A 23,622-nucleotide genomic window follows, 5' to 3' on the forward strand; every position below is an offset into this window, starting at 1 on the left:
TTGCGCCCAGACGCGACCCGCTTCGCTCTCGCTGCTGTCCTTATGACGAGCACCGTGAGGGCCACTGCACGCCGCCTAACGTCGGCTGCACGCCGGACTCACCAGGGAATACCGGGAATACCGCGTCGCTGGGGCGACGCCAGATGGATGCTGCGCACGGGTCGCGTCGCCCGAGCGACGCTCTTCGCATTTCTGGTGAGCCCGGCGTGCAGCCGCGCGTTAGGCGGCCTGAAGGTGCGATGAGTGACAGTGGCGATAGGGACAGCAGCGAGAGCGCAGCGGTTCGCGTCTGCCCACACGACGAGCGTTCGTTGGCATGCGCAGTGAGCGCGAGTGATGCTGAGGTGCGGTTCAGGGCCTCTTCTTTGGTGACTTTCTTCTGGCCCCGCAGAAGAAAGTTACCCGCCCGCCGGGGCGGACTCCCGGCACCACACTCGGCAAGACGCAAGAGTACCGAGGCGTGTCTCACTGAGTTCCAAAGGCGGCAACCATGACCGCCGCCACGCTCCCCCTCGACATCGGCGAATCCCTCGCCCACGGCATCTTCCCCGAGCGCCGGGACATCGACGAGCCCCTCCACGACCGCTTCGCCCGCGGCATCCTGTGGCGCCTCAAGCGCCGCCTCATCCCCGCCGTCCCCACCCTCCGAGCGATGGCCAAAGCCGCCGGCGACCTCGAAGCCGAGATCCAGCAACAGACGGACACAGAACTCCGCCGCCGCCTCTTCAAGTCAGCCCCCGCCGCCGTCCAAGCCGGCCGCGCCTCAGGTCTTGCCGAGGTCATGGCCCTCGTCCGCGAGGGCGCCCGCCGAAGCCTCGACAAACGCCCCTTCGACACCCAACTCATGGGCGCCGCCGTCCTGCTCGAAGGCCGCCTGGCCGAGATGCAGACGGGTGAAGGCAAGACCCTCACCGCCGGGCTCGCCGCCGCCATCGCCGGCGCTGCAGGACTCCCAACCCACGTCGTCACCGTCAACGACTACCTCGCCCGCCGCGACTGCGAACTGATGCAGCCGCTGTTCAACTTCTTCGGCCTCACTGCCGGTGTCGTCTGGGCAAGCCTGGAACACGAGGCCAAGCGCGAGGCCTACCAGCGGCCCATCACCTACTGCACCAACCAGAGCCTGGTGTTCGACTACCTGCGCGACCGCGTCGCCGCCGGTGGCCGCGTCAGCCCGGCGCAGATGCAGGCACGCCAGCTGCACGGGCGCCTGCCCCAGCCGCTGCTGCTGCGCGGCCTGCACTTCGCCATCGTCGACGAGGCCGATTCCATCCTCATCGACGAAGCCCGCACGCCGCTGATCCTGTCCGAGCGCCAGGGCGACCCGCCCGACGCGACGGACTACCAGCAGGCGCTGAAGATCGCTGCGACGCTGAAGCTCGGTGAGCACTTCGGCATCGACGCCGCCCGCCACAGCCTGCACTTCGAAGCCGCCGGCCTGCCTGCGGTGCGCGAGGCCACTGAAGGCATGGGCGGCATCTGGGGCGTGGCTCGCGGGCGCGAACACCTCGTTGGCCAGGCGCTGCGCGCGCTGCATCTCTTCCATCGTGACCAGCACTACGTCGTCATCGACGGCGCCGTGCAGATCGTCGACGAGTACACCGGCCGCGTGCTGGAGGGCCGCAGTTGGGAAGGCGGCCTGCATCAGATGATCGAAGCCAAGGAGGCACTCGACCTGACGGAGCCCGCACGCACCCTGGCCCGCATCACCTTCCAGCGCTTCTTCTGCCGCTACCTGCGCCTGGCCGGCATGACGGGCACGGCCGCGGAGGTGGCACCCGAGCTGAACACCGTCTACCGCCTGGACGTCGTTCGGCTGCCCACGCACAAGCCCGACCAGCGCGTCACGCTCCCGGCCCGCCTGCTGCGCACGCAGGCCGCCAAGTGGACGGCCGTGCGCGAAGCCATCGGCGGGCAGCTCGCCTGCGGCCGGCCTGTGCTGGTTGGCACGCGTTCGGTGCGAGCCTCGGTCGCGTTGTCCGAAGAACTCGGCCCGCGCCAGGTCCACCGCGTGCTGAACGCGCGCCAGGACAAGGAGGAGGCCGACATCGTCTCCACCGCCGGCGAGCCCGGTGCCGTGACGGTGGCCACCAACATGGCCGGGCGCGGCACCGACATCCACCTCGAGCCCAGCGTGACGGCCAAGGGCGGCCTGGCCGTGTTGCTGACGGAGTTCCACGACTCGGCCCGCATCGACCGCCAGCTCGTCGGCCGCGGCGCGCGCCAGGGCGACCCCGGCGTGGCGCTGGCCATCGTGGCGCTCGACGACGAGATCTTCACGGCCCATGCCGCCACGCTGCAGGCGCTGCTAGGCCGGCTCTTCACCGGCCGCGACGAACTCCCCACCTGGGCGCTGGAGCTGCTGCGCCGCACGGCGCAAGGCCATGCCGGCCGCCTGCACGCCGCCATGCGCCGCCGCACGCTCAAGGCCGACCGCCAACTCGACAACCTGCTTGGATTCGCCGGAAACCAGATATGAAAGCCCTGCCTCTTCTGCTGTTGTCCTCGGCCGCGCTCGCGCAGGCGCCCAAGCCTGCTTCCGCTCCCGTCGCTCCTGCCGCGCCAGCGGGCTACGACTGCCTCATCGAACCCAACCAGCGCATCGAGATCCGCAGCCCCGCCAATGCCCTCATCGACAAGGTGCTGGTGGAGCGCGGCAGCCAGGTGCGCGCTGGCGACACGCTGGTGCTGCTGGACGGCAGCGTCGAGCGCGAAGCCCTGGCCGGTGCGCAGCAGCGCGCCGAATCCGAGGCCGAGCTGCGCGTGGCCCGCGCCCGCGCCGACTACGCTCGCGAGAAGTTCCGCCGCCGCGAGGACCTGCGTGAGCAGAACTACATCACCGCCCAGGACCGCGACGAAGCTCAGGCCGAACTGCGCGTGGCCGAGGCCGAACTGGCGCTGGCCGTGGACAACCGCCGCCTGGCCGGCATCGAAGCCCAGCGCCTGGGCGCCGTCATGAAGCAGCGGGCCCTGCGCGCGCCGTTCAATGGCGTCGTCACCGACCGGCTCCAGAACCCCGGCGAGCTGGCCTTCACCGGCGAGGGCTCGCGCCCCATCCTGAAGATGGCGCAGACCAATCCACTGCGTGTCGAGGTCGTGCTGCCCGTGTCGCTGGTGGGCCAGCTCAAGGCCGGGCGCACGGCCGAGATCACACCGGAGGCACCGCTCAAGGGGCAGTGGAAGGCACAGATCAAGGTCGTCGACGGCGTCATGGACTCGGCCAGCGGCTCGTTCGGCGTGCGGCTGGAGCTGCCCAACCCGAACGGCGACATCCCGGCCGGCGTGCGCTGCAAGGTGCGCTTTCTCTGAGCGAGTCACTGCGGCTTTGACCGTTCCTTAGAATCCGGTCTCGCGCCGCTCGACGGCGCCGTCACGCCGAGGGGTGCTGCGACGGAGGATCTCCGCCACGCTCGGTGCTGACGACAGGACAAGGGCGCCCTCTGTGAAGAAGAGGCCCTTTTGCATTCCGCCCCCGCATCCTCCGCATCCATACGCACCATCCTGCCGTTGGCCTTCGTCACCGGCGTCAGCATGGCCGCGTTGGATCTCTATCTGCCTGCCGTGCCGGCGCTGCAGTCGGCGCTGGGCATCAGCGTGCCGCTCGCCCAGGCCACCGTGGCCGTCTACCTCGCCGGGCTGGCCGGCGCCCAGTTGCTGTGGGGCGAGCTGTTGAATCGCCTCGGCCCGCGCCTGTGCATGGAGGTGGGCCTGGCGCTGCTGGCACTGACCAGCCTGGGCTGCGCGCTGGCGCCCAACATCGAGACGCTGCTGGTGCTGCGCCTGCTGCAGGGCGTGGCAGCTGCGGCGGCCACCATCGTGGCGCCCAGCGTCGTGCGGGCCACGCTGGCCGATGCGGACGTTGTGCGCGGCATTGCCGCGATCGCGATGGTCGAGTCCATCGTGCCGGCGGCTGCGCCGGTCGTTGGTGCGCTGCTGCTGCGCGTGACGGACTGGCGCGGCACGTTCTGGGTGCTGATGGTGCTGGCGCTGGTCGTGCTGCCCTGGGTGGTCAAGATCGCGCCGCGCCGGCTGCCCGGGCTGGACATGGCTCACCACGCCAGCTATCTGGGCATCGCGCGCAACCCGCGCTTCCTGCGCCTGGCGCTGTCACATGCGCTGTGCATCGGCGCCTTGCTGACCTTCCTGGCCAGTTCGCCCCAGCTGCTGCAGCACACGCTGGGCCTGGGCTCGGGCGCCTTCGCCATGCAGCAGGTCATCGGCGTCAGCGCCTTCATGCTGTTCGCGACGCAGTCGGGCCGGCTCGCCGCGCGGCTGGGCCATGCGCGGGTGGTGCGGCTGGGCAGCGCCTTGCAGGTGGTGGCCTGTTCGCTCGCGCTCGTCGCATCGCTCGCGTTGGGCCAGCTTCCTTACCCCGCCGTGGTGGCCTTCTGGTTCTGCTTCTGCGGCGCGCTGGCCATCCGCGGGCCCGTCACCTTTGGCGACGCACTCGCCCTGCCGCCCGCTCAGATGGGCCGGGCCACCGCCATGCTGATCCTGGCCCTGCTGGGCGCCGGCGCCTTGGGCACGCAGGTCGTGGCGCCCTTCATGGGTCATGCCGACAGCGCGGCACCGCTGTTCGGCGGCGTGCTGCTGATGCTGCTGGCCAGCGCGGCGCTGGTGTGGCGTTATCCCGTCAAGGCCTGACGTCCATTGCCCGGAAGCTGCGCTTGGCCTTGTCGGCATCCTTGCAGGCCTTCTTGCCCACCATGACGCCGCCGTCGTCGCTGAGCAGCGTCAGCTGTCCGTCGGGCCAGGCGAACAGCGCCTCGGGGCGCAGTGTGCCCAGGTCGACGGCGACTGGCTTGGGCGCATCGCCCACCTTGCCGCTCCAGCGGTAGAGGGCGAAGCCGCCCGCGTCGGCCGGTGGGCCGGCAGCGATCAGGTAGCCGGTGCCCACGCGGTCGATGGAGCGCACGCCGCGGCCACCCAGGTCCAGGCGGAGGGCCGCGCCGAAGCGGGCCGGGCCTTTGCCGGCTATCAGCTCGACCGGGTTCAGCAGCGGGATGAGGATGGCCTTGCCCTGCGGGATGGGGTTGCGCAGGCCGATCAGCAGGTTGCCGTCGGGCGCGGCGGCCAGGCCTTCGATGTTGAAGCCGCCATCCGCCTCGGCCGCCCGGCCGGCGGCGTCGGCCAGCTTCAGGTGGCCGAGCGCCGGCGTGGCCAGCAGGTCGGCCAGCAGGCCGGCGTAGGGCTTGCCAACGGGCTCGACGGTCGTGCCGCGGATCTCGGTGGCGAAGAAGCGCTGGCGGTCCTCGCGCACCTTGCCGGCGCTGTTGCGCGCATGCGAGCCGATCCAGTAGATGCGGTTGCCCACCTGGGCCGCGCCTTCGAGGTCGGCCTCCTTGTCGGCCTTCAGGAATTTGTCGAGATCAACCTGGCCAACCCGGCCGGTCTCGCCCCGCCTGTAGATGGTCAGCCGGTTGTGCTCGTCATCCGCAACGATGAAGTGCTGCGCATCCAGGGCGACGGCGGCCGAGGCGTCGCACAGGCCTTCGTAGCGCGTCTGCGCTCCGGCCGCGCCAACCGCACAGAGCAGCAGCGCGGCTAGGGCCCGCATCAGGCGGCCAGCGGCTCGGTGCGTTCCAGCAGCCAGGCCAGGGCCGCGCCGCTCACCTTGGGCGCCAACCGCTCGCGCACGGTGGCGTGATAGCCGTTCAGCCACGCAATCTCATCGGCGCGCAGCAGGCTCTTGTCGATGCAGCTCGTGGCGATGGGGCAGATCGTCAGCGTCTCGAAGGCCAGCATCTCGCCGAAGGCGTTGTTCTCTGGCGTGTCGATGGCCACGTTCATGACGAGGTTCTCGATGCGCACGCCCCACAGCCCCGGCCGGTACAGGCCCGGCTCGATGGACGTGATCATGCCGGGCTCCATCGCCATGGCCGGCTCGGCAATCGCCTTGCTGATGCTCTGCGGGCCTTCGTGCACGTTCAGGAAATAGCCCACGCCGTGGCCGGTGCCGTGGCCGTAGTCCAGGCCGTGCTCCCACAGCGGTGCGCGGGCAATGGCGTCCAGCATGGGGCTGAGCGTGCCGCGCGGGAAGCGCGTGCGCGACAAGGCCAGCGTGCCCTTGAGCACCAGCGTGTAGTCGCGCTTTTGCTCGGCGCTCACGGTGCCGATGGGCCAGACGCGCGTGATGTCCGTCGTGCCGCCGTGGTACTGGCCGCCGGAGTCGATCAGCAGCAGGCCGTCGCCCTCGATCTGAGAGAACGATTCGGGCGTGGCGCGGTAGTGGGGCAGGGCGCCGTTGGCCATCCAGCCGGCAATGGTGCTGAACGAGAGGCCGACAAAGCCCGGGCGCTTGCGGCGCGCGGCACTGAGCTTGGTGTCGACATCCAGCTCGCTCCAGCGCTCGCCGCGGGCCAGCGACGCCTCGAACTCGGCATAGAACTCGCACATCGCCGCACCGTCCTCGGCCATGGCTTCGCGGATGAAGGCCGCCTCAGCCTCGGTCTTGCGGCTCTTCAGCAGCGTGCTCGGGTTGATCTGCTCGACGACGGCCACCGTGGCCGGCACGGCTTCGCGCAGGCCCAGCGTCACGCGGCGCGGGTCGATCAGCAGCTTGGCCGTGGGGGGCAGGGCGGCCAGTGCCTTGGCGGCCTGGTCGTACGGCGCGAGCTGGACGCCGTCGGCAGCCAGGCGCTCAGCCACGTCGGCCGGCACCTTGCCGTCGCCGATGAAGAGGCGGCCCGCCTTGTCATCCAGCAGCAGGTGGGCGATGAAGACGGGGTTGCACTCCACGTCGCTGCCGCGCAGGTTCAGCAGCCAGGCAACGTCGTCCACGGTGGACACGAGATGGTGGCTGGCGCCCACGCTGGCCATCGCCTTGCGTACGCGGGCCAGCTTGTCGGCGCGCGCCACGGCGGCGTGGGGCAACTGGTGCTCGTAGACGGGCTCGGTGGGCAGGCCGGGGCGGCCATCCCAGGCTGCTTTCAGCAGGTCAGCGTCGGTGCGCAGCTTGATCCCGGCACGTTGCATCGCGGCGCGCAGCGCGTTCGCGAGCGACAGGCCCAGCACCTGGCCATCCACGGCCAGCACCTGGCCGGGCTGCAGGGTCTTGGCAATCCAGTCGATGTACTGCGTGGACGCGCCGGTGGCCATCTTCTCCAGCGCGATGCCGCTGCCGGCGATCTGCGCCTCGGCCTGGGCCCAGTAGCGGCTGTCGGCAAACAGCGCTGCGCCCTCGCGCGTGACGACGAGGCTGCCGACGGAGCCGGTGAAGCCCGACAGCCATTCCCGGCCCTGCCAGCGGCCGGGCAGGTATTCGGAGAGGTGCGGGTCGCTGGAGGGTACGAGCACGGCGTGCACGCCCTGGGTGGTCATGGCGTCGCGCAGGCGCTCGATGCGCAGGCGGGTTTCGTGGGTGCGGGTGTCCATGGTGGCGGACCTTGTGGGCTGGAACGGTGGCGGGATTTTAGGAGCCGGCCGGTTTGGCCGGCGGCGGGACGGGCTCCCAGACCTTGACGCAGTGCCCGCTCAGCACGAACGGGCCGCCGGGCTGGCTGCCACCGCCGGCGGGCTCGAAGCTGACGGCCAGGCGGCCGACCTTGGCGAACAAGGCCTCGCTGGTGTCGCTCAGCGCCAGCTTGGCCTTGTTGCCGGCGGGCACCAGGCCCAGCGCAAACGGCGGGCTGCCGTCGGCCGGCAGGGCCCACAGCCGCGCCACCTGGCCTTCGGGCGGCGTCACGGGCTTGAGCATCTTCAGCGTCAGCACGCGGCCCTGGCGCAGCGACGAGGCCAGCACCACCGGCTCGTTGGCCGCGTTGGTCAGGATGCCGACATAGGCCGGCGCCACGGCTTCGGTGGACGTGGGCGTGATGCCTACCCACTCCGGCTGCTGGCGCACGACGCCCACGGCCATCACCACGCCGAAGGCCGTGCCCAGCAGCGGCCACCACCAAGGCTGTCTGCGGCGCTGCGACGCTGGCGCGATACGTTTCTGGATGGCCTGCCAGACGATGGGGCTGGGCTGCACGGCCGGCACGCTGACGGCCAACTGGTTGAGGCGCTCCTGCCAGGCCGTCAGGGCCGCGCGGGCCTCGTGTGCGCTGCGCAGCACGGCCTCGAAGCGGCGCGCCGCGCGCGGGCTCAGCGTGCCCAGCGCGTGGGCGGCGGCCAACCTGTCGAGCAGCTCGGGGCGCAGATAGTTCATGCGCGGTGCCCCAGTCCGTCCAGGCAGGCGCGCAGCCGCTCCAGGCCGCGCCGCAGCCAGGTCTTGACGGTGCCCAGCGGCGCGCCCAGGTGGCGGGCCACCTCGTCGTGCGTCTGGCCTTCGTAATAGGCCAGGGCGAGGGACTGGCGCAGCGGCGCGTCCAGGCTGTCCAGGCAGGCGCGCAAGCCCAGCTCGCCGCTGGCCTGGGTCAGCAGCGCCAGCGGGTCGGGGCGGTCGCTGGCCAGCGCTTCGTGCTCGTCCAGCGGCTCGTGCGTGTCGGCCTGGCGGCTGCTGCGCAGATGGTCCAGCGCCTTGTTGCGCACGATGGTGATGAGCCAGCTCATGGGTGACGCGCCGGTCTGCGCGTAGCCGCCGGCGTTGTGCCAGATGTTGACGAAGGCCTCCTGCAGCACTTCTTCCGCGCGCTCGCGGCGCCGCAGCACCAGCATCGCCACGCCCAGCAGATGCGCGCTGGTGGCCTGGTAGAGCTGCTCGAAGGCGGGCTGGTCGCCCAGCGCCACCTGGCCGAGCCAGAAGGCCAGGCGGTCGGTGGCGGTGGACGTGGCGGGCATCGCGCCAGTTTCGACTACTTCTGCAGGCCGCGACGGCGGGCCAACCCTCCCACGGCAGCCAGGCCGGCCAGCATCAGCGCGTAGCTGCTGGGTTCCGGCACGGCGGCGACGGCGAAGTTGCCGGCGTTGAAGCCAGCCAGCGCGCCCGGGGCGGCGGCGGCACTCGGGCTCTCGATGCGGGCGAGGACCGACAGGTCGGCCGTGGCGAGGTTGAGGTTGCTCGAATAGACCAGCCGGTTCACGCCCAGCGCGCTGTTGGAATAGATGAAGAAGCCGGCGCCGTCCGTCGTCACCATGTTGGCGATCAGGTTGGCCGCGTTGCCGGCGCCGAAGGCCGTGGCCGGGTTGGCGTCGTTGTCCGTCTCCAGCAGCACGATGACGTTGCTGCCTGCCGGTGCCGGTGTGGCCAGGCTGGCGCTGGCAAAGCTCAGCGAGCCACCCGCGTTGAACTTGCTGAGGTCGAACACGAATCGGTCGCTGCTGGTGTCGAACGTGGCCAGGCTGCGTTGCTGGCCCGCAAACACGGTGCGCACGCCGTCGGCCGGGTCGGCTGCGGAGCCGGCGAAGGGCGCCGTGTTGAACAGGTTGTCGGCGGCGTGGGCTTGGGCGGTGGCGGCCACGCCGAGGGCCAGCAGGGTGCGGGCGATGAGCTTCATGGGATCTCCAGTTCGTTGCATGCGAGGCACGACATGTGTCTCAGCCGGCAGGAACGGAGGTGCGCGGACTTTGGATGTGGAATCCCCTACGCGCTGTGGGGGATTGGTGCCTCACGGGTCCGTGCGTGACGGGCCGTTGGCGGCTCTACATGCCTCCTCAGCATTGCTGATGCCGGCGGCGGTAGGCGCCCATAGAGTGATCTCGTTCGATTCGCACTCGGGAGGGTTCGCTATGTCCAAAGGTTCGTTGGTGTCGAACGGTGGAATCAGCCGGCTGTTGGCGAGCCTGGCTTGTGTCTGTTCAGGTCTCGCTGCAGCCGCGCCCCTGACTGTCCTCAGCCCCTACCAATTGCTGGACAACGTGTCGCCGAATTCCGCAGGGCTAGGCCCCGGGTTGCGCCAGCAACTGGGTTCAACCTGCGTGGTGTTGGTTGGCAACCCTTGCGGGCCGCAAAACCTCGCCAACGCCCAGGGCACCTCGGGCACCGCGACGCAGGGCGCCCAGGTGTTGAACCTGAGCTTCTCGGCGGCCGACCAGACGTCCAACCACTGGTTCTACGCGGGCTCCGCGGCCTTGGCCGATGGCGCATGGACCCTCAGCATGAGCAACGGCGGCAACGTCACGACGGCCACGACGCCCACGCTGACGGGGGCGCAGGTGGTCGGCTTCGCGGGCGGAACGGCGCTGACCGCCAGCGGCATCGCCCCCACCTTCACCTGGGCCCTGCCCAGCCTGAGCGGCAGCGCGAGCGTCGACTCGGTCAGCATCAACGTGCGCGACCTGACCGACTTCCGGGGCAACGTCGGCGTCGGCGGCCTGGGCACAGCAGCCATCATCTACAGCAACAGAGCCCTGGCAGGCAGCACGACCTCGCTGACGATTGCGCCCGGCGATTCGCATTTCCTGGCCGGCGCCAGCTTCGTGCTCGGGCATCACTACGCCCTTGAAATCCAGTTGCAGGACACCCGCACGAATGCACCGGCCACGGGCTTCGCCCAGGTGCTCAGCCAGTCCCGCACGTTCCTGGATTTCACGCTGAGCAATACGGCGCTGCCGGGGCCGCTGTACTTGCCGATGGCGAACTACGCCAACCAGGTGCCGGTCTACCAGTTCTCCGGGGTACCCGTGCAGGCCGGGCAGCAGATCTTCATCGACCCCATCGTGGCCGTCGGTTTCGACTACCGCACGAAGGCCGGCGACCCCAACTTCGCCTCGGTGATGCTGCCCACCGGCGTGGGCGACGACAAGTACGCGCTGTGGCTGTGGGATGGCACGCAGTGGGTGGATGCCGGCCAGGAGCTGACGGGCGGCGACTCGTTCAGCTTCGCGGCGGGCGGCGTGTCGCAGTTCCGCGTGACCGGCATCGAAGCCTCGGCGGGGCTCAACCCCGTGGCGCTGAACTTCGTCACCGGCCTGACTTTCGTGGCCGACGGCCAGTTCAACGGCAGCATGACGCCGCTCGTGGCCTCCGTGCCCGAGCCGTCGCAGGTGCTGCTGCTGCTGGCAGGGCTGGCTTCGCTGGGGCTGTGGCGCCGCCGCGCGGCCTGACCTACAGCTCGGTGCGCAGCATCCAAAGCTCCGGGAACAGCACCACGTCCAGCATCTTGCGCAGGTAGCTCACGCCGCCCGTGCCGCCCGTGCCGCGCTTGAAGCCGATGACGCGCTCCACGGTCGTCACATGGCGGAAGCGCCAGAGGCGGAAGGCGTCCTCCAGGTCCACCAGCTCCTCGCCCATCTGGTACAGGTCCCAGTGGTTCTGAGGCGTGCGGTAGACGGTCAGCCAGGCCTCCTTCACGCCCTCGTCGGCCACGTGGGGCTGGGTCCAGTCGCGCTGCAAGTTGGCGGCCGGCACGGGGATGCCGCGCCGGGCCATCAGCTTCAGCGCCTCGTCGTACAGCGACGGCGCCTCGTAGGCTTCCTTCACCTGGGCCAGCAGGTCGGGCCGGTGCTCGTGCGGCTTGAGCATGGCCGCGTTCTTGTTGCCCAGCATGAACTCGATGCGCCGGTACTGCGCGCTCTGGAAGCCGCTGCTCTTGGCCAGGTACGGCCGGATGGCGCTGTACTCCGGCGGCGTCATCGTGGCCAGCACGTCCCAGGCGTGCACCAGCTGCTCCATGATGCGCGACACCCGGGCCAGCATCTTGAAGGCCTCGGGCAGGCGGTCCGCCGCCACGTTGGCCACGGCGGCATGCAGCTCGTGCAGCATCAGCTTCATCCACAGCTCCGAGGTCTGGTGCTGCACGATGAAGAGCATCTCGTTGTGGTCGGGCGAGAGCGGCTTCTGGGCGTTCAGGATGGCGTCGAGCTGGAGATAGTCCCCATAGCTCATGTCGCGCGAGAAATCGAGCTGCGCGCCGTGGTGTTCGGTGGTGCTCACGGTCAGGTCACTTTCGAGCGGCTGGTGAACTGGGGCGCATCCCAGGAGCGCGAGTCGAGGATCTGGCCCAGCACATCCACGGCCCGAGCAACGTCGGCAAAGCCGTTGTACAGCGGCGCAAAGCCGAAGCGCAGCAGCTCGGGGTCGCCGGCGCGGAAGTCGCCGATGACGCCGTGGTGGATCAGCGCCTGCATCACCGCGTAGCCGTCGATGCCCTGGGGCAGCGAGAACGACACCTGCGAGCCGCGCAGCGCCGAATCGCGCGGCGTGGCGATGACGGCGCCAGGCACGCGCGCCTCCACGCCGCCGATGAAGGCCTCGGTCAGCGCCAGCGACTTGTTGCGCAACGCCTTGATGCCGCCGAGCTTCTGCGCGGCGTCGTACACGTCCAGTGCCGTGTCCAGGCCCGTCATCGCCAGCACGGCGGGCGTGCCGCACTGGTACTGCTGGATGCCCGGGGCGGGCTGGTATTCGCTGTCGAAGTCGAAGGGGTTGGCGTGCCCCAGCCAGCCCGTCAGCGGCTGCCACACCTGGCCCTCGTGGCGCGGGTGCATCCACACGAAGGCCGGCGCGCCGGGGCCGCCGTTCAGGTACTTGTAGCCGCAGCCGATGGCGAAGTCCGCCGCGCTGCCCAGCAGGTCGATGGGCACTGCGCCGGCGCTGTGCGCCAGGTCCCACACGGCCAGCGCGCCGGCTTGGTGGGCCCAGCGCGTCAGCAGGGCCATGTCGTGCATGCGGCCGGTGCGGTAGTTCACGTGCGTCAGCATCAGCACCGCGCAGTGCTCGTCCAGCAGCGGCGGAATGTCTTCCGGCGTCTCGGTCAGGATCAGCTCGCCGCCATGCGCCCGCACCACGCTCTGCGCGATGTAGTTGTCGGTCGGGAAGTTGCTGCGCTCGCTGACGACGATCTTGCGCTTGCCCTGCTGCAACTGCAGCGCCGCGTGCAGCACCTTGTAGAGGTTGACGGAGGTCGAGTCCGCCACCAGTACCTCGCCCGGCCGCGCGCCCAGCCAGGGCGCCAGCCGGTCGCCCAGGCGGCGCGGCAGGTCGATCCAGCCGGCGGTGTTCCAGCTCTTGATCAGGCCCTGGCCCCATTCCTGCTCCACCGCGCGCTGGATGCGCTCAGGCGTGGCGCGGGGCAGGGCGCCGAGGGAATTGCCGTCCAGGTAGGTGATGCCATCAGGCAGCGTGAACAGCTCGCGCAGCGAGCGCAGGGGGTCGGCGGCATCGAGCCGCTTGGCATCGTCGAGATTCATAAGGGCCTATTGAGGTATGAATCGCCCCCACGCTGGGTGGCGACAGGGTGCAGGGCTAGGCGCAGTCTGCAGCCCAGGCTATTCGCCTGGGCAAGGGCTGCAACAACGCACTGCGCCCTGCCGCCGCCCAGCCCGAAGGGTGAGGCCCCGCAACGGGCCAACTCGTTGTTGCAAGTGCTCGCCGGGTGTGCAACCCGGCTCCGCCTTGCGCCTAGATTTGGCCCGTTGCGGGGCCTCACGTGGGGGTGATTCATACCTCAATAGGCCCTAGTTCCCTCAGGATGGCGCGCACGGGCGAAGCGCAGGCGCCTTGTAGTTTGAGTGGCAGGGCGATCAATTCATAGTCGCCTGCGGGCACGTCGTCGAGCACGAGGTTTTCCAGCACGCGCAGGTCGTGGCGGCGCAGCAGCTGGTGGCTGTCCAGCACCTTGGAGTCGGCCGGGTCCACGCTCGGCGTGTCGATGCCGATGAGCCGCACGCCACGCGCGGCCAGCCACTCGACGGCCTCGGGCGCGTAGGCGGTGAAGGCGGGGTTCCACGCCGTGTCGGCCTTGTCACAGCAGCGCACCAGCACGCGCGGCGGCAGGTTGTTTTCAGCGTGCTGCAGATGCTCGACCGTGATCAGCGGCGCGGCGCCAATGGCGTGGATGACGCGGCAGCGGCCAAGGTAGGTGTCCAGCGGCACCTCGGCGATCGCAGGCGCGTCGTTGGCGTAGTGCAGCGGTGCATCGGCATGCGCGCCCACGTGGGGCGACATCGTGATCGCGCTGAGGTTCACCGGGCAGCCGGGCGACAGCTGCGCCGTCCAGCGCAGGCTGTAGGGCTCGTCACCCGGGAAGATGGGCGCGTCGGGCGCGACGGTGGGCGAGATGTCCCAGATCTGGAGCTGGGCGCGGGGAGGGGCGTTGGAACTGCTCATGGCGGCGGCACCATAGCGGCAGGCTGGGAGCTGTGGTGTCGGTTAATTCCAACTGCCTGTCAACTCGGGCCCCCGCCCGGCCGCCGCTATAAACGGGCGATGTCGCGCCCGACCCTGCTTCTCCTCCTTGCCCTGGCCACCCTGCCGGCGCAGGCCCACGACACCTGGTTCAAGCGCCAGCCCGCGGTGGACGGCGCGCTGAGCCTGGCGCTGGGTACGGGCAACCAGTTTCCGGTCTTCGACAGCGGCATCGACGCCCGCTACCTCGTGGAAAGCGGCTGCCGCGCCGGCCAGCTCGCCACCGCCCTGCGGCCCGCGGGCAACGAGCCCGCCTCGCTGCAGCTGCGCGGCCTGGCGCAGGCGGCCACCTGCTGGGCGCAGCTGGCGCCCTTCGAGGTGACGCTGGAAGCCGACAAGATTCCCCTCTACCTGCGCGAGGTGGGCGCCAGCCCCGAGTTGCGCGCCACCTGGGCGGCGATGGCCGCGCGCGGCCTGCCCTGGCGCGAGCGCTACACCAAGCATGCGCGCATCGAGCTGGGGGCTCCGTCAGCGCAGCCCGCGCCGCTGGGCATGGACTTGGTTGTCGAGCACGATGGCGCCATCCAGCCCGGAGAGCGCATCACCGTGCGTGTGCTGCGCGACGGCGCACCGCTGGCGGGCCAGGCCGTCGAGCTGCGCGGGGAGGTGCTGCCGCTGGGCATCTGGCGCCGCAGCGATGCGCAGGGCCGCTTTCAGGTGACGGCGCCCACGGCGGGCCACTGGCTGCTGCGTGCCATCGACCTGCGCCTATCGCTCACGTCGCCCGATGTGTGGGAGAGCCGATTTGCGACCCTGGCGTTTGAGGTTCAGCCCGGCAGCAGCTTCAAATCCAGCGCCCGCTCGGCCAGCCAAACCGCCGCCAACAGTGCGATGAGCAGCGAGCAGCCAGTCATGACGACGCGGCGGTAGAACCCGCTGCGCCGCAGCAGGTAGGCCGTGGGCAGGAAGGCCGCTACGATGGCCAGCTGCCCGGCCTCCACCCCGAGGTTGAACCCCACCAGCGCCAGCGCCAGCGAGCCCGGCGGCAGGCCGAGGTCCACCAGCACGCTGGCGAAACCGAAGCCGTGGATGAGCCCGAAGGCGAACGCCACCATCCAGCGCCGCCCGTGGAACACCGGCCACACGTTGTTCAGCGCGGCCAGCACGACGCTGGCGGCAATGCAGCTCTCCACCAGCCGCGAGGGCAGCGTCACCCAGCCCAGCACGGCCAGCGACAGCGTGATCGAGTGCGCCACCGTGAACGCGGTGACGATGCGCAGCACGTCGAGGAAGGCGGTGCCGAAGCGCTCCACCGGCGTCCAGCGGCGGCGCACCCAAATGCCGACAGCTGGCAGCAGCAGCGATAGCAGGAACAGGATGTGATCGAAGCCGATCCAGATGTGCCACACGCCCTCGCGGCCGTAGTCCAGCAGCTGTTGCCAGCCGCTGGCTGGCGCCGCGATCTCGAAGCGCTGCACAGGCGCCTGCGGGCCCAGCACCGCCGTGCTGGTGCTGCCGTCCACCGTCAGGTTCAGCAGCCCGCGGTGCTTGGGGTCGAGGTCGGCGAACAGCCGGTAGTCCAGCGTCAGCGTGTGGGGCGTGGCGCTCTTGCAGGCCAGCGCCAGCGGCATCACCGTGTAGGCGCCGTCGGTGTGCTCGTCCACGAGTTGCTCGCCGATGGTCAACGTGCAGGGCTGGCCGTCAGCCTGCACGATCAGCCGGGCCGATGCGTAGGCGGCGATGTCCGCGTGGCGGCTGCGCACCTCGCCCCAAGTGATCTTGCCGTCGCCGTCGGCGTCCAGGCCGATGGCGAAGTCGAGGTCGCGCAGGGCGACGTCCCAGCGGCCTGACAGCTGGCCGGCCTGCAGGCTCAGGCCCAGGTAGCTGTCCGAGGGCTTGTGGGCCTGCGCGGTGGCGGCCAGCAGCATCAACAGCGCGCCAAGCAGCCACGTCCTCATGGCAGCGCCTTCAGTTGGGTGGCCAGGCCCTGCAGCGCCACGCTCTGCACGCCCCAGGCCTTCATCCAGTCGAGCACGGGCTGGGCTGCCGCACGGTCACGCACTGCCAGCGCCGCCTCCAGCAGGATGCGTGCATCGGCAGGCTCGCGCTGCTCGCGCCAGTTCTGCTGCGCCAGGGCCAGCGCACGCGGCACATCGCCTTGCAGGGCCAGCACGAAGCGCGACTCCTCCTTGCGGTGGGTGGTGTCGCCGCGCTGCCGTGCAGCGTCGAAACGGGCCGCCAGCTCAGCTGCCAGCACGGGGGCCTGGGCGTCGCGAGTGGCTTTGGCGGCCAGGGCCAGGCGCAGCAGCAGCACATCGGCGCGGCGGCCGTCGGCCAGCAGTTGCAGCACCTCGGGCGCGCGGCCGCGGTCGAGCAGGAAATCGGCGAAGGCGGCCTGCAGATAGACGTCCGCCAGGCCGAGCTTGGTGGCCTCGTTGAAGGCCTTTTCGGCGGCCGCGTACTGGCCCAGCCGCTCCTCGGTTTCGGCCAGGCGGGTCAGGGCCCACAGGCGTTCCTCGGGGCCTTGGCCGGCAGGCTTTTGCAGGGCCGTGCGAAGCGCCGCGGCGGCCTGCGTGGCCCGCCCGGTCACGGCGTCCACCTGCGCGCGGCAGGCTGTGGCCACCAGCGGCGTGGCGCGCAAGGCCAGACCCTCGCAGCTGCGGCGGGCGGCGTCGTAGTCAGCCCGCACCATCAGGATGGCGGTCTGCCACGACCAGGCCACACCGTCGTCAGGCTGCTCCTGCAGCGCCGCCGCCAGGTCGGCCAGGGCGGGTTCGAAGCGGTGATCGAACTGCATCAGCATGGCGCGCAACACGCGAACGGCTGCGGGCGGCTGCGGCAGGTCCCACCAGGGTTGCAAGGCAGACTGCGCGTAGCCGATGTAGCGCGGGTCGCCCTCGGCGGCCACCTGCTCGAAGTAGCGGCGGGCCAGCGCCGTGGCCCGCTCCACATCCTGCGGCGCGGCGCGCCAGGCGGCCCGCAGCTCGGCCAGTTCGCGCGCATGCGGGTCGCTGGCGCGGGCCGGCACGGTGGCCAGCACCTGGCCGTCCGACTTGGGGCGAAACGGCGCCGCGTCTACCGCCGGTGCAAAGGCTGAAAGGACGAGGGAGAGGCAGCCCAAGGCTGCACGCAAAGGGTGGCGCATGCGGCGCGGATGTTATCGGCGCGCAGGTACCTGGGCCGGGTGCTTTTGGGCGGCGGCGCAGGCTCGCGCAAGCTTCCGTGCGCGGCCCTGTCAACCAACTTGCGGCGTGGCGTGTTGAGGGTATGCCCGAGTGAGAGCCGTTCAACCATGGCGACAAACTCGGGCGCCAGCCGACGGGGCATCCTCCCTGGAAGCCGAGCGGATGCACCCTGCATTGCCCAACCTCGAAAGTGCCAACATGACCAAGATCCTCAGCGCCCTGATCCTGACTGCTTTCGCCTTCTCCGCCCAAGCGGCATCGCATGCGGGTGGTGCGCCGATGGCCGCCAGTGCCGCCGCGCCGGCCGCCAGCGCCGCCAAGAAGGAAATGAAGAAGGAAGAGAAGAAGGTTGAAGCGAAGAAGGAAGAAGCGAAGAAGTAATCTTCGTTTTTCCGATGTGACAAGGGCAGGTGCGATACCTGCCCTTTTTCATTGGTGCGGCGCATTGAAGGAGGACGGCATCTCAGCTGTCCGTCCATTCACGTACCGCGCCGCAATCCGCGGGCCGAGCGCCGGGCCGCTCCCAAGCCGGCCCGCACCGGCGATGTGCTTGCCGGTCAATCCGGCAAGCATCGCCGTCCCCTCGGGGGCTGAGGCCGGACACATTGCGCCCAGTGGGCGCGATGTGCCTGCCGAAGGGCTGCGGCACTCGCCGCAGCGCGGCCTGCAAGGCCGACCGGGCTTTCCCGCGTTCAGCGGCAAGAGCGGGCGAGGGGTCGTTCCACCTTAGCGGCGGAACTTGCCCGATTGGTCAATGATCGCCAGGTCCACGTAGTCCAGGCCGCTGTGGTCCTTGGGGCCATAGCCCACCTCGATGCCACCCACGTCGAAGCGGCCCATGTTCTCCAGCGCATCGCGCAGGCTCTGGCGCGTGGGGTTCTTGCCAGCCCGCTTCAGGCCTTCCACCAGCACCTTGGCCGACACATAGCCTTCGACGACCGTGGGGGTCAGGTCCACGCCGGCTTTCTGCGCGGCCTCGGAGATCTCCTTGATGATGGGCTTGGCGATGGAGCGCTCGTAGGGGAACACCTGGCTGACGATGACGCCGTAGCCGATGTCGCCCAGGTCCTTGATGAAGCCCATCGAGGCGTTGTTGGACAGGGTCACCAACTGCGCCGACGAGCCCGCCGCGCGCACCGCCTTCATGCCCGCCACGACCGCCGTACCCGAGCCGATGAACATCACCGCCTGCGGTTGCTTCTCCAGCAGCTTGGGCACGATGGGGGCGAAGTCGGGCTTGGCGCGGTCGTACTTCTCGTGGGCCACGGGCTTCTTGTTGGTCTTGTTCAGGCCGGCCATAGCGCCCTGCACGGCGTCGTCGCCGAAAGAGTCATCCACCTGCACGATGGCGATGCGCTCCATGCCGATCAGGCTCAGGTGCTCGATGGCCCGCTCGGCCTCGCGCTGGTAGGTGGCGCGCACATTGAACAGCCACGGGTGCACCGGCTTGTGCAGCACCATGGCGCCCGTCGACGGCCCCACCAGCGGCACCTTGTGCTCGGTCAGCAGCGGCATGATGGCCTGGGTGTGGGGCGTGCCTCGGTTCAGGAACAGCGAGATGACCCCCTGGTCGATCAGCTGCTTGGCATTGGCCGCGGCGATCTTGGGGTCGAACTTGTCGTCCAGCGACACCAGCGTGATCTTCTGCCCATTGACGCCGCCGCCGGCGTTCACGATGTCCAGGTAGAGCTTGGCGCCCCGCGTTGCCTCACCCACGCTGGCCGCCACCTGGCCGGTGTGGCCGGCGGTCTGGCCGATGGTGAAGTCGGCGTGTGCGGTGGTGGCCGCGAAGGCCGACGCGGTGGCGGCGAGCAGGAAGCTGCGGCGGGCGAGATGCCGGAGTGAGGTCTTCATGTGGGTTCGTCTCCAAGAGGCCCCTGGGTGCGGCGGCTCTTGGTGCTCGGGGCGGCCTGCGCGCGGGTGTGCAATTCAAGCATGCGGCGTGTGTCGGCAGGGCGTCGCCGGCGTGTGGACTTCACGTATGCGTGACGCTCGTGCTTACCTGAGATTCAGCGGGCAGTTCACCTCCACGGACGACCCACCCAGCACTACAAATTTGAGACCTGACCGCGATCCGTGGGAATTAGTGCAGGCTTAGATCACTTTGTGCAGGAACGTCGGATGTGGCAATTAGCCCGTTGAATGAAAAGCCCACATAAACATGAATTGTTCCCAAGGGACCGCCTCCGGATCGCAAAGGTGCATCCACCTGTAGCTCTGGAATCGAAACCATGCCGCGATTGTTTACTTGGCGTGCTGTGCCTTGGAATCTTCTTGGGTGGCCGCTTGTGTCTTGAAAGACTGTTCGTATGTCGTTCGGACGATGGTTTGTGGCATTCTCGCGCCTTAACTGAGCAAAGGTCGCGTTCGCTTCACTCGTTTGGCCCAGATGAAAATATGCGACACCCAAATAGAAGCGCTTTAATGCGTTGTCAGCAAATTTTGGCTCTTTTAGGATGTCTAAGAGATCATCTCTAAATATATCCCAATCATTCTCCCGAAAACCGTGAAGACGCCAACGAATCATGAGGTCTACACGAACTGCCAATAGCTCAGCAGTGGGATAGTCGTCCGCCGCTTCGAGAATAGTCATGCATTCATTTAAATAGTCGTTGACAAGATTGAAATCCTTGCCCTTTCCAGTTGTTATTGCTTGAACAAGTAAACGTCGGGCTGCCAATTCGAAACCACTCTGTTTGCCGCTTTTTTCGAACAATTGCAGTGCTACAGCTTTCAATCCTTCAAAATCAGGGATTAGCGACAGAATCTTTTTTTGCAAATCTCCAAGCATGCCCAACGTCTTGTTGTATTGAAAGGAAGCATGGGCTTTGGCGCCGACAGTCTGAAACGCCTTTTCGATTTCCTCAAAGGCGGCGACGGTAAATCTGTCGGCCGCCTCTTTATCCTGCCGTTGGAATGCTAACTGAGCTGTTTCAAACAACAGGTTGGCTGCCACATGAGCGCCGTGAGCATTGAAAAAGCGCGCATTCGCCGCCAGTCTCAAATGTTCGTTTACGGCTTCTGACCCGTTCTTCCAGTCAATAGCCCCTGATCGGATTTGCTGAAGTAATGAGGCCGCCATAGACGCGTGGATATGCTCCCGCGGAGCATCTCGGTCAGAGTTTAGCGGCATGCCGGTGCGTAAGGCCTTTTCTAGTTGCCGATACGCCGTCCCATCCTTTGGGCCTTTATCTTGAATCCATATCCCGTAGTGATGCTCAAAAAGACGGTCCTCGCAGGGGAGCACGTTTAATGCCAATTCATATAGCTCGCTCCCTTGTTCGTATGTAAATATTTCTTCCATTTTTGACCGTGCTCTGATCAAGAGATCGGCGAGAAAATTTCTGTAAGCTGGCGCCTCCCCATTGCACGCCTCGATCAGCTCTTTGAGCACTCTGATTTCACCCATATGACCGGCTAGGCCGCCATTCACTAGGTCTATTAGTACGCGCGTAACAACGTCATTTCGCGTGAAATAGTGAATTGTTTCGGCGCCGTCTGACATCTCGTCGTACAGAAGTCCCCAAAGCGGGCGCCCCCGTTCCAACGATTGAATCCATACGTCATAATCAATCCCTAGCGCTTGGACTAATATCTCGATCGGCAATCCAATTCCAAGTCTGCTGCTGACCGTGACGTATTCGTATGCTTTGTGCGCTGTCTTACTGCTTATTGCGGACGACTGGGCAATATCAGAAATTGCGGAGCTGTCACCTAAGCGAAGATATTCGTCTTTGAGTGATTCGGCTAATTGGGATTTGGTTTCTGGAACAAGATACCAAAGTGAACAAAGAATGTCTCTTGCGTATTTTGTTGGAAGCGAATTGACAAGGGCTTCGCCGCGCTCAATGCTGGTCACCGCGCCAATGCCATGGAGCATCTTTGGCAGGCTTTTAAGTTCGTTTTCTGAGAGAATATGGGAAATATCAATTTCTTTGTGGGCCGCCGATATTGCCGCGGTGGACCGCAGTTCGACAACATATCGGTCCGAATTTCGAAGAACGCCAACCAATACAGATGGAAGCGGCGACTTCTCAAGCGCAGCGAGAGCGTCTGACACGTCCATGCGAAGCCCCCAGGGATCATCGCAAATCAGAATTAACCTGGTTGGTGAATTTGCGGAATTTTTCTTCAGGCCATCCGACAGATCTTCAAGCCACTTTCTGAATGACTTTAGCCAACTATTGCTTGATATCCGTCGCGCCCAAATGACTAGGGTTTCATTGCTGGAACTTTCAATGGCTGAGCGCTTCGCGATTGTTGTCTTACCCGTTCCCGCCTCTCCGACTAATATTAGTACCCTCGGCTTGTGAGCTGTTGCTTGCATCGCCTGCGCCATAATTGTCTCGACGATGTCGTCTGTGCAATCTCGCCTTAAGTCTAGATTCGCTTGAAACGGTCGCCAGTCATTCGATGCCGGACGAAATAAACTGTCTGTGCAGCCGCGAAGCTCAATTTCGGATATTGCTATTGTCGTGGGAGAAAATGGCGGCACCAGCGATACTGGGCAATCATAGTGACTCGATAGGTCAACGATGAAGCGGCGTGCACTCTTCTCAGGCGCGTTTTCTAGCGCTCGAGATGGATGGATTTTTAGTTGGCATACGTGCTCGCTCAGTTCTCGAATGCTTACGTCAACTAATGCTACATCGAATTTCTTTAGCAGCGCTTTGAGGGTGGCGTCATTTAGGGAGTTGTCGCCCCGTAAAAATCTTAGTTTTGTTACTCTTGGGCTTGCTTGGGTGGAAATTAAGCCTAAAATATCTCTAAGACGCTGAATTGAAGCATCAAATCCTACGACGTAGAGAGGCGCATCTCTTAAGTACGCGGTTAGCCCGCGTATGATCATGCCCCACGATTGCTTACGGGTTAGATACTCGGATTCAGATACGCAAACGCGCCTATCCTCCGTTAGGTCATTTAGACTTCCTAGAAGCTTATAGACTGGGTAGGAGCGGGCTGGCGGCTGAACTGTTTGATGATCTACGATAGTGACCGTCTTAGAAGAGGGGATGCTGTCCGCAAGATTCCGAAGAGCCTCTTCAAGCAGTAGATCTTCTGTTAGTGAAATATAGGCGGACCAGCCAGCTCTGATTAGATGTTGAATATCAAGATTTGGCGGAATTTTCTGAATCGACTCGACTAGAGCTGCCCTGATGATTTCTTGCTTTTCCGGGCGAGCATCAAATGCGGCATCTGCCGCCAGCAACGATTCTTCATCTGAAGAGTCTGCTTTCAAGTCTGGTATGGCCAGTCGACTCAGGACCTCTTGAAACCTCTCGGCCAGCTCGCGAGGCGATCTTGTAACTCCTGGTCCGAATAACAATCCAGGACGTTGAGATAAGCTTGATAGTTCGTCTTTTAGGGCGGCGCCATCCAGGATTTTCATGAATCTCCCCTCAGTAAATTTTGTCAATCAAACGGAAATTGGTCGATACCCCCCATTCATCGAACCCAGATAGGCTCCCTTTCTCCGTAGTGCTGCTTATCGTCCCTAAAAGGTCGCAGAGAGCACTTGCGAAAGAATAGCCAGCGGCTTCGAAGCCCCGAATTCTGAGCTTCTCGCTTTCAAATCTAGGGAATATCACGTAGTTTTGTCCCAGTGCAGCGCAAGTAGGGAGCAATGAATGGTTTTTTTCCGAGTGAATTTGCAGCAATCGTTCTGCGAAGGTCTCGCTAGCGCTTTCGAGTGTTCTACTTTCCGAAATGTCGTAAAAAAACACGCCGCTCCATAAGCTTGCAGAAGATTCTTTGCTCGGAAGCGTGAGTTGTCTGACACGCCTTATATTGTTAACGGCATCGTCGATAGATGTCGTGGAAAAGCTGGATTTGACTTCGATTGTTGCGACTACGCTGGCGGGATCTACGATGCTTATTCCGCCTTCGGAAAAGTAGGGGAGGTGCAGTTGCCTATTGAAAAGCAAGATGTCAACCTCTGGCGAACACTCCGCCGTTGCAGTTACACCGCGAATGAAGCCTGTTGAGCAATCAATGGATCTGGGTAGGTATCTCGTAATAAACTCTCCGAGAATTGCCTCCTTATGATGGCCATCTGAAAGCCAGTGTGCAGACCCAATTAGCTGCCGCACCCGGTTTTGTCTTGCAGACAGTTCCGCCCCCCAACTTTCTAGATAAGCGGATACGCTGGCTTTTGAGTTGTGTTGCATGAGATCTCTACGAACCGTTGTGGATTGGACGGTGGAAGGCTGCATCGTGCATCGTGGCGGATGATGAGAGAAGGGCGTCACTTCACATACCGTAGTTCCGAGGGGGGCGTTTGACCGTGGTTTCAGCACGTCAGCGCCAAAATGAAGGCTCTGTTCAAGTCGCGCTATTGCGCGCTAGCAGTGGCTGCAGTGCGGGAGTTCGACATGAACGATGCGATGGCAAGTGGGGCACGGAGCGATATCGAGCGTGCTCGTTTTGAGTGAGCGCCTCCGTGCGTCCTCTGAGAGAGCGCAGCTACCAACTCGCCTGAAACGAGGCCCT

19 protein-coding genes and 1 riboswitch are annotated in these 23,622 nt (G+C 66.2%); of the genes, 6 read left to right on the plus strand and 13 right to left on the minus strand.

Annotation, left to right across the window (positions count from 1 at the left end; all coding sequences use genetic code 11):
• Positions 1 to 490 precede the first annotated feature (490 nt).
• The 3 genes from AC07V5_RS24030 (at position 491) to AC07V5_RS24040 (ending at position 4,644) form a co-directional block, all read left to right on the plus strand.
• The gene (locus tag AC07V5_RS24030) at positions 491 to 2,479 is read left to right on the plus strand and encodes a preprotein translocase subunit SecA (protein WP_495118248.1); all 1,989 of its coding nucleotides are present in this window, start codon (positions 491 to 493) and stop codon (positions 2,477 to 2,479) included.
• Complete coding sequence (locus AC07V5_RS24035) at positions 2,476 to 3,309, plus strand: efflux RND transporter periplasmic adaptor subunit (RefSeq protein ID WP_495118249.1); 834 nt, start codon at positions 2,476 to 2,478, stop codon at positions 3,307 to 3,309. Before AC07V5_RS24030 ends, AC07V5_RS24035 begins: the two co-directional genes overlap by 4 nt.
• A gap of 62 nt (positions 3,310 to 3,371) precedes the next feature.
• Positions 3,372 to 3,446: riboswitch (S-adenosyl-L-homocysteine riboswitch) on the plus strand.
• A gap of 13 nt (positions 3,447 to 3,459) precedes the next feature.
• Entirely contained in the window at positions 3,460 to 4,644 is a 1,185-nt protein-coding gene (locus AC07V5_RS24040) for an MFS transporter (protein WP_495118250.1), read from the plus strand.
• Here the strand turns inward: AC07V5_RS24040 and AC07V5_RS24045 are convergent.
• From AC07V5_RS24045 to AC07V5_RS24065, 5 genes are read right to left on the minus strand one after another with little or no spacing between them, the layout of a single operon-like run.
• Complete coding sequence (locus AC07V5_RS24045) at positions 4,634 to 5,557, minus strand: DUF3616 domain-containing protein (RefSeq protein ID WP_495118251.1); 924 nt, start codon at positions 5,555 to 5,557, stop codon at positions 4,634 to 4,636. The genes AC07V5_RS24040 and AC07V5_RS24045 overlap by 11 nt on opposite strands.
• On the minus strand, positions 5,557 to 7,374 hold the full coding sequence (locus AC07V5_RS24050) for an aminopeptidase P family protein (protein WP_495118252.1): 1,818 nt from the start codon (positions 7,372 to 7,374) through the stop codon (positions 5,557 to 5,559). Before AC07V5_RS24050 ends, AC07V5_RS24045 begins: the two co-directional genes overlap by 1 nt.
• Positions 7,375 to 7,411: 37 nt before the next feature.
• Positions 7,412 to 8,149 (minus strand): anti-sigma factor, encoded by a 738-nt coding sequence (locus tag AC07V5_RS24055; RefSeq protein WP_495118253.1) that lies wholly within the window; start codon positions 8,147 to 8,149, stop codon positions 7,412 to 7,414.
• A complete protein-coding gene (locus AC07V5_RS24060; protein ID WP_495118254.1) occupies positions 8,146 to 8,721 on the minus strand; it encodes a sigma-70 family RNA polymerase sigma factor in 576 nt (191 codons plus the stop codon). The genes AC07V5_RS24055 and AC07V5_RS24060 overlap by 4 nt, the downstream gene beginning before the upstream one ends.
• Positions 8,722 to 8,735: 14 nt before the next feature.
• Positions 8,736 to 9,377: a PEP-CTERM sorting domain-containing protein gene (locus AC07V5_RS24065; RefSeq protein WP_495118255.1), complete on the minus strand. Its 642-nt coding sequence runs from the start codon at positions 9,375 to 9,377 to the stop codon at positions 8,736 to 8,738.
• 424 nt (positions 9,378 to 9,801) lie between these two features.
• On the opposite strand from AC07V5_RS24065, the gene AC07V5_RS24070 reads away from it, so the two are divergent.
• The gene (locus AC07V5_RS24070) at positions 9,802 to 10,926 is read left to right on the plus strand and encodes a PEP-CTERM sorting domain-containing protein (RefSeq protein WP_495118256.1); all 1,125 of its coding nucleotides are present in this window, start codon (positions 9,802 to 9,804) and stop codon (positions 10,924 to 10,926) included.
• 1 nt (position 10,927) lies between these two features.
• On the opposite strand, the gene kynA is transcribed toward AC07V5_RS24070, so the two are convergent.
• The 3 genes from kynA to kynB form a co-directional block, all read right to left on the minus strand.
• Positions 10,928 to 11,761 (minus strand): tryptophan 2,3-dioxygenase, encoded by an 834-nt coding sequence (gene kynA, locus AC07V5_RS24075; protein ID WP_495118791.1) that lies wholly within the window; start codon positions 11,759 to 11,761, stop codon positions 10,928 to 10,930.
• Entirely contained in the window at positions 11,758 to 13,011 is a 1,254-nt protein-coding gene (gene kynU / locus AC07V5_RS24080; RefSeq protein ID WP_495118257.1) for a kynureninase, read from the minus strand. Before kynU ends, kynA begins: the two co-directional genes overlap by 4 nt.
• A 250-nt stretch (positions 13,012 to 13,261) precedes the next feature.
• Positions 13,262 to 13,930 (minus strand): arylformamidase, encoded by a 669-nt coding sequence (kynB, locus tag AC07V5_RS24085; protein ID WP_495118258.1) that lies wholly within the window; start codon positions 13,928 to 13,930, stop codon positions 13,262 to 13,264.
• Positions 13,931 to 14,029: 99 nt separating this feature from the next.
• Here kynB and AC07V5_RS24090 point away from each other — a divergent pair, with 99 nt between their 5' ends.
• A complete protein-coding gene (locus AC07V5_RS24090; RefSeq protein ID WP_495118259.1) occupies positions 14,030 to 14,878 on the plus strand; it encodes a DUF4198 domain-containing protein in 849 nt (282 codons plus the stop codon).
• Here the strand turns inward: AC07V5_RS24090 and AC07V5_RS24095 are convergent.
• A complete protein-coding gene (locus tag AC07V5_RS24095) occupies positions 14,776 to 15,906 on the minus strand; it encodes a HupE/UreJ family protein (protein ID WP_495118260.1) in 1,131 nt (376 codons plus the stop codon). The two genes, AC07V5_RS24090 and AC07V5_RS24095, sit on opposite strands and share 103 nt — an antisense overlap.
• Positions 15,903 to 17,093 carry a hypothetical protein gene (locus tag AC07V5_RS24100; protein ID WP_495118261.1) on the minus strand — a complete coding sequence of 397 codons (1,191 nt, stop codon included), beginning with the start codon at positions 17,091 to 17,093 and terminating at the stop codon, positions 15,903 to 15,905. The genes AC07V5_RS24095 and AC07V5_RS24100 overlap by 4 nt, the downstream gene beginning before the upstream one ends.
• Positions 17,094 to 17,331: 238 nt before the next feature.
• Between AC07V5_RS24100 and AC07V5_RS24105 the strand changes: the two genes are divergently transcribed.
• Entirely contained in the window at positions 17,332 to 17,514 is a 183-nt protein-coding gene (locus AC07V5_RS24105; protein ID WP_495118262.1) for a hypothetical protein, read from the plus strand.
• Between the two features lie 345 nt (positions 17,515 to 17,859).
• Here the strand turns inward: AC07V5_RS24105 and AC07V5_RS24110 are convergent, their stop codons facing one another.
• From AC07V5_RS24110 to AC07V5_RS24120, 3 genes are all read right to left on the minus strand, one after another.
• Entirely contained in the window at positions 17,860 to 18,987 is a 1,128-nt protein-coding gene (locus tag AC07V5_RS24110; protein ID WP_495118263.1) for an ABC transporter substrate-binding protein, read from the minus strand.
• A gap of 229 nt (positions 18,988 to 19,216) precedes the next feature.
• The gene (locus AC07V5_RS24115) at positions 19,217 to 22,522 is read right to left on the minus strand and encodes a P-loop NTPase (protein ID WP_495118264.1); all 3,306 of its coding nucleotides are present in this window, start codon (positions 22,520 to 22,522) and stop codon (positions 19,217 to 19,219) included.
• A gap of 10 nt (positions 22,523 to 22,532) precedes the next feature.
• Positions 22,533 to 23,300: a DUF6602 domain-containing protein gene (locus tag AC07V5_RS24120; protein ID WP_495118265.1), complete on the minus strand. Its 768-nt coding sequence runs from the start codon at positions 23,298 to 23,300 to the stop codon at positions 22,533 to 22,535.
• Between the last annotated feature and the right edge of the window lie 322 nt (positions 23,301 to 23,622).

It is taken from the genome of Roseateles sp. GW821-FHT02E12, from assembly GCF_059421665.1.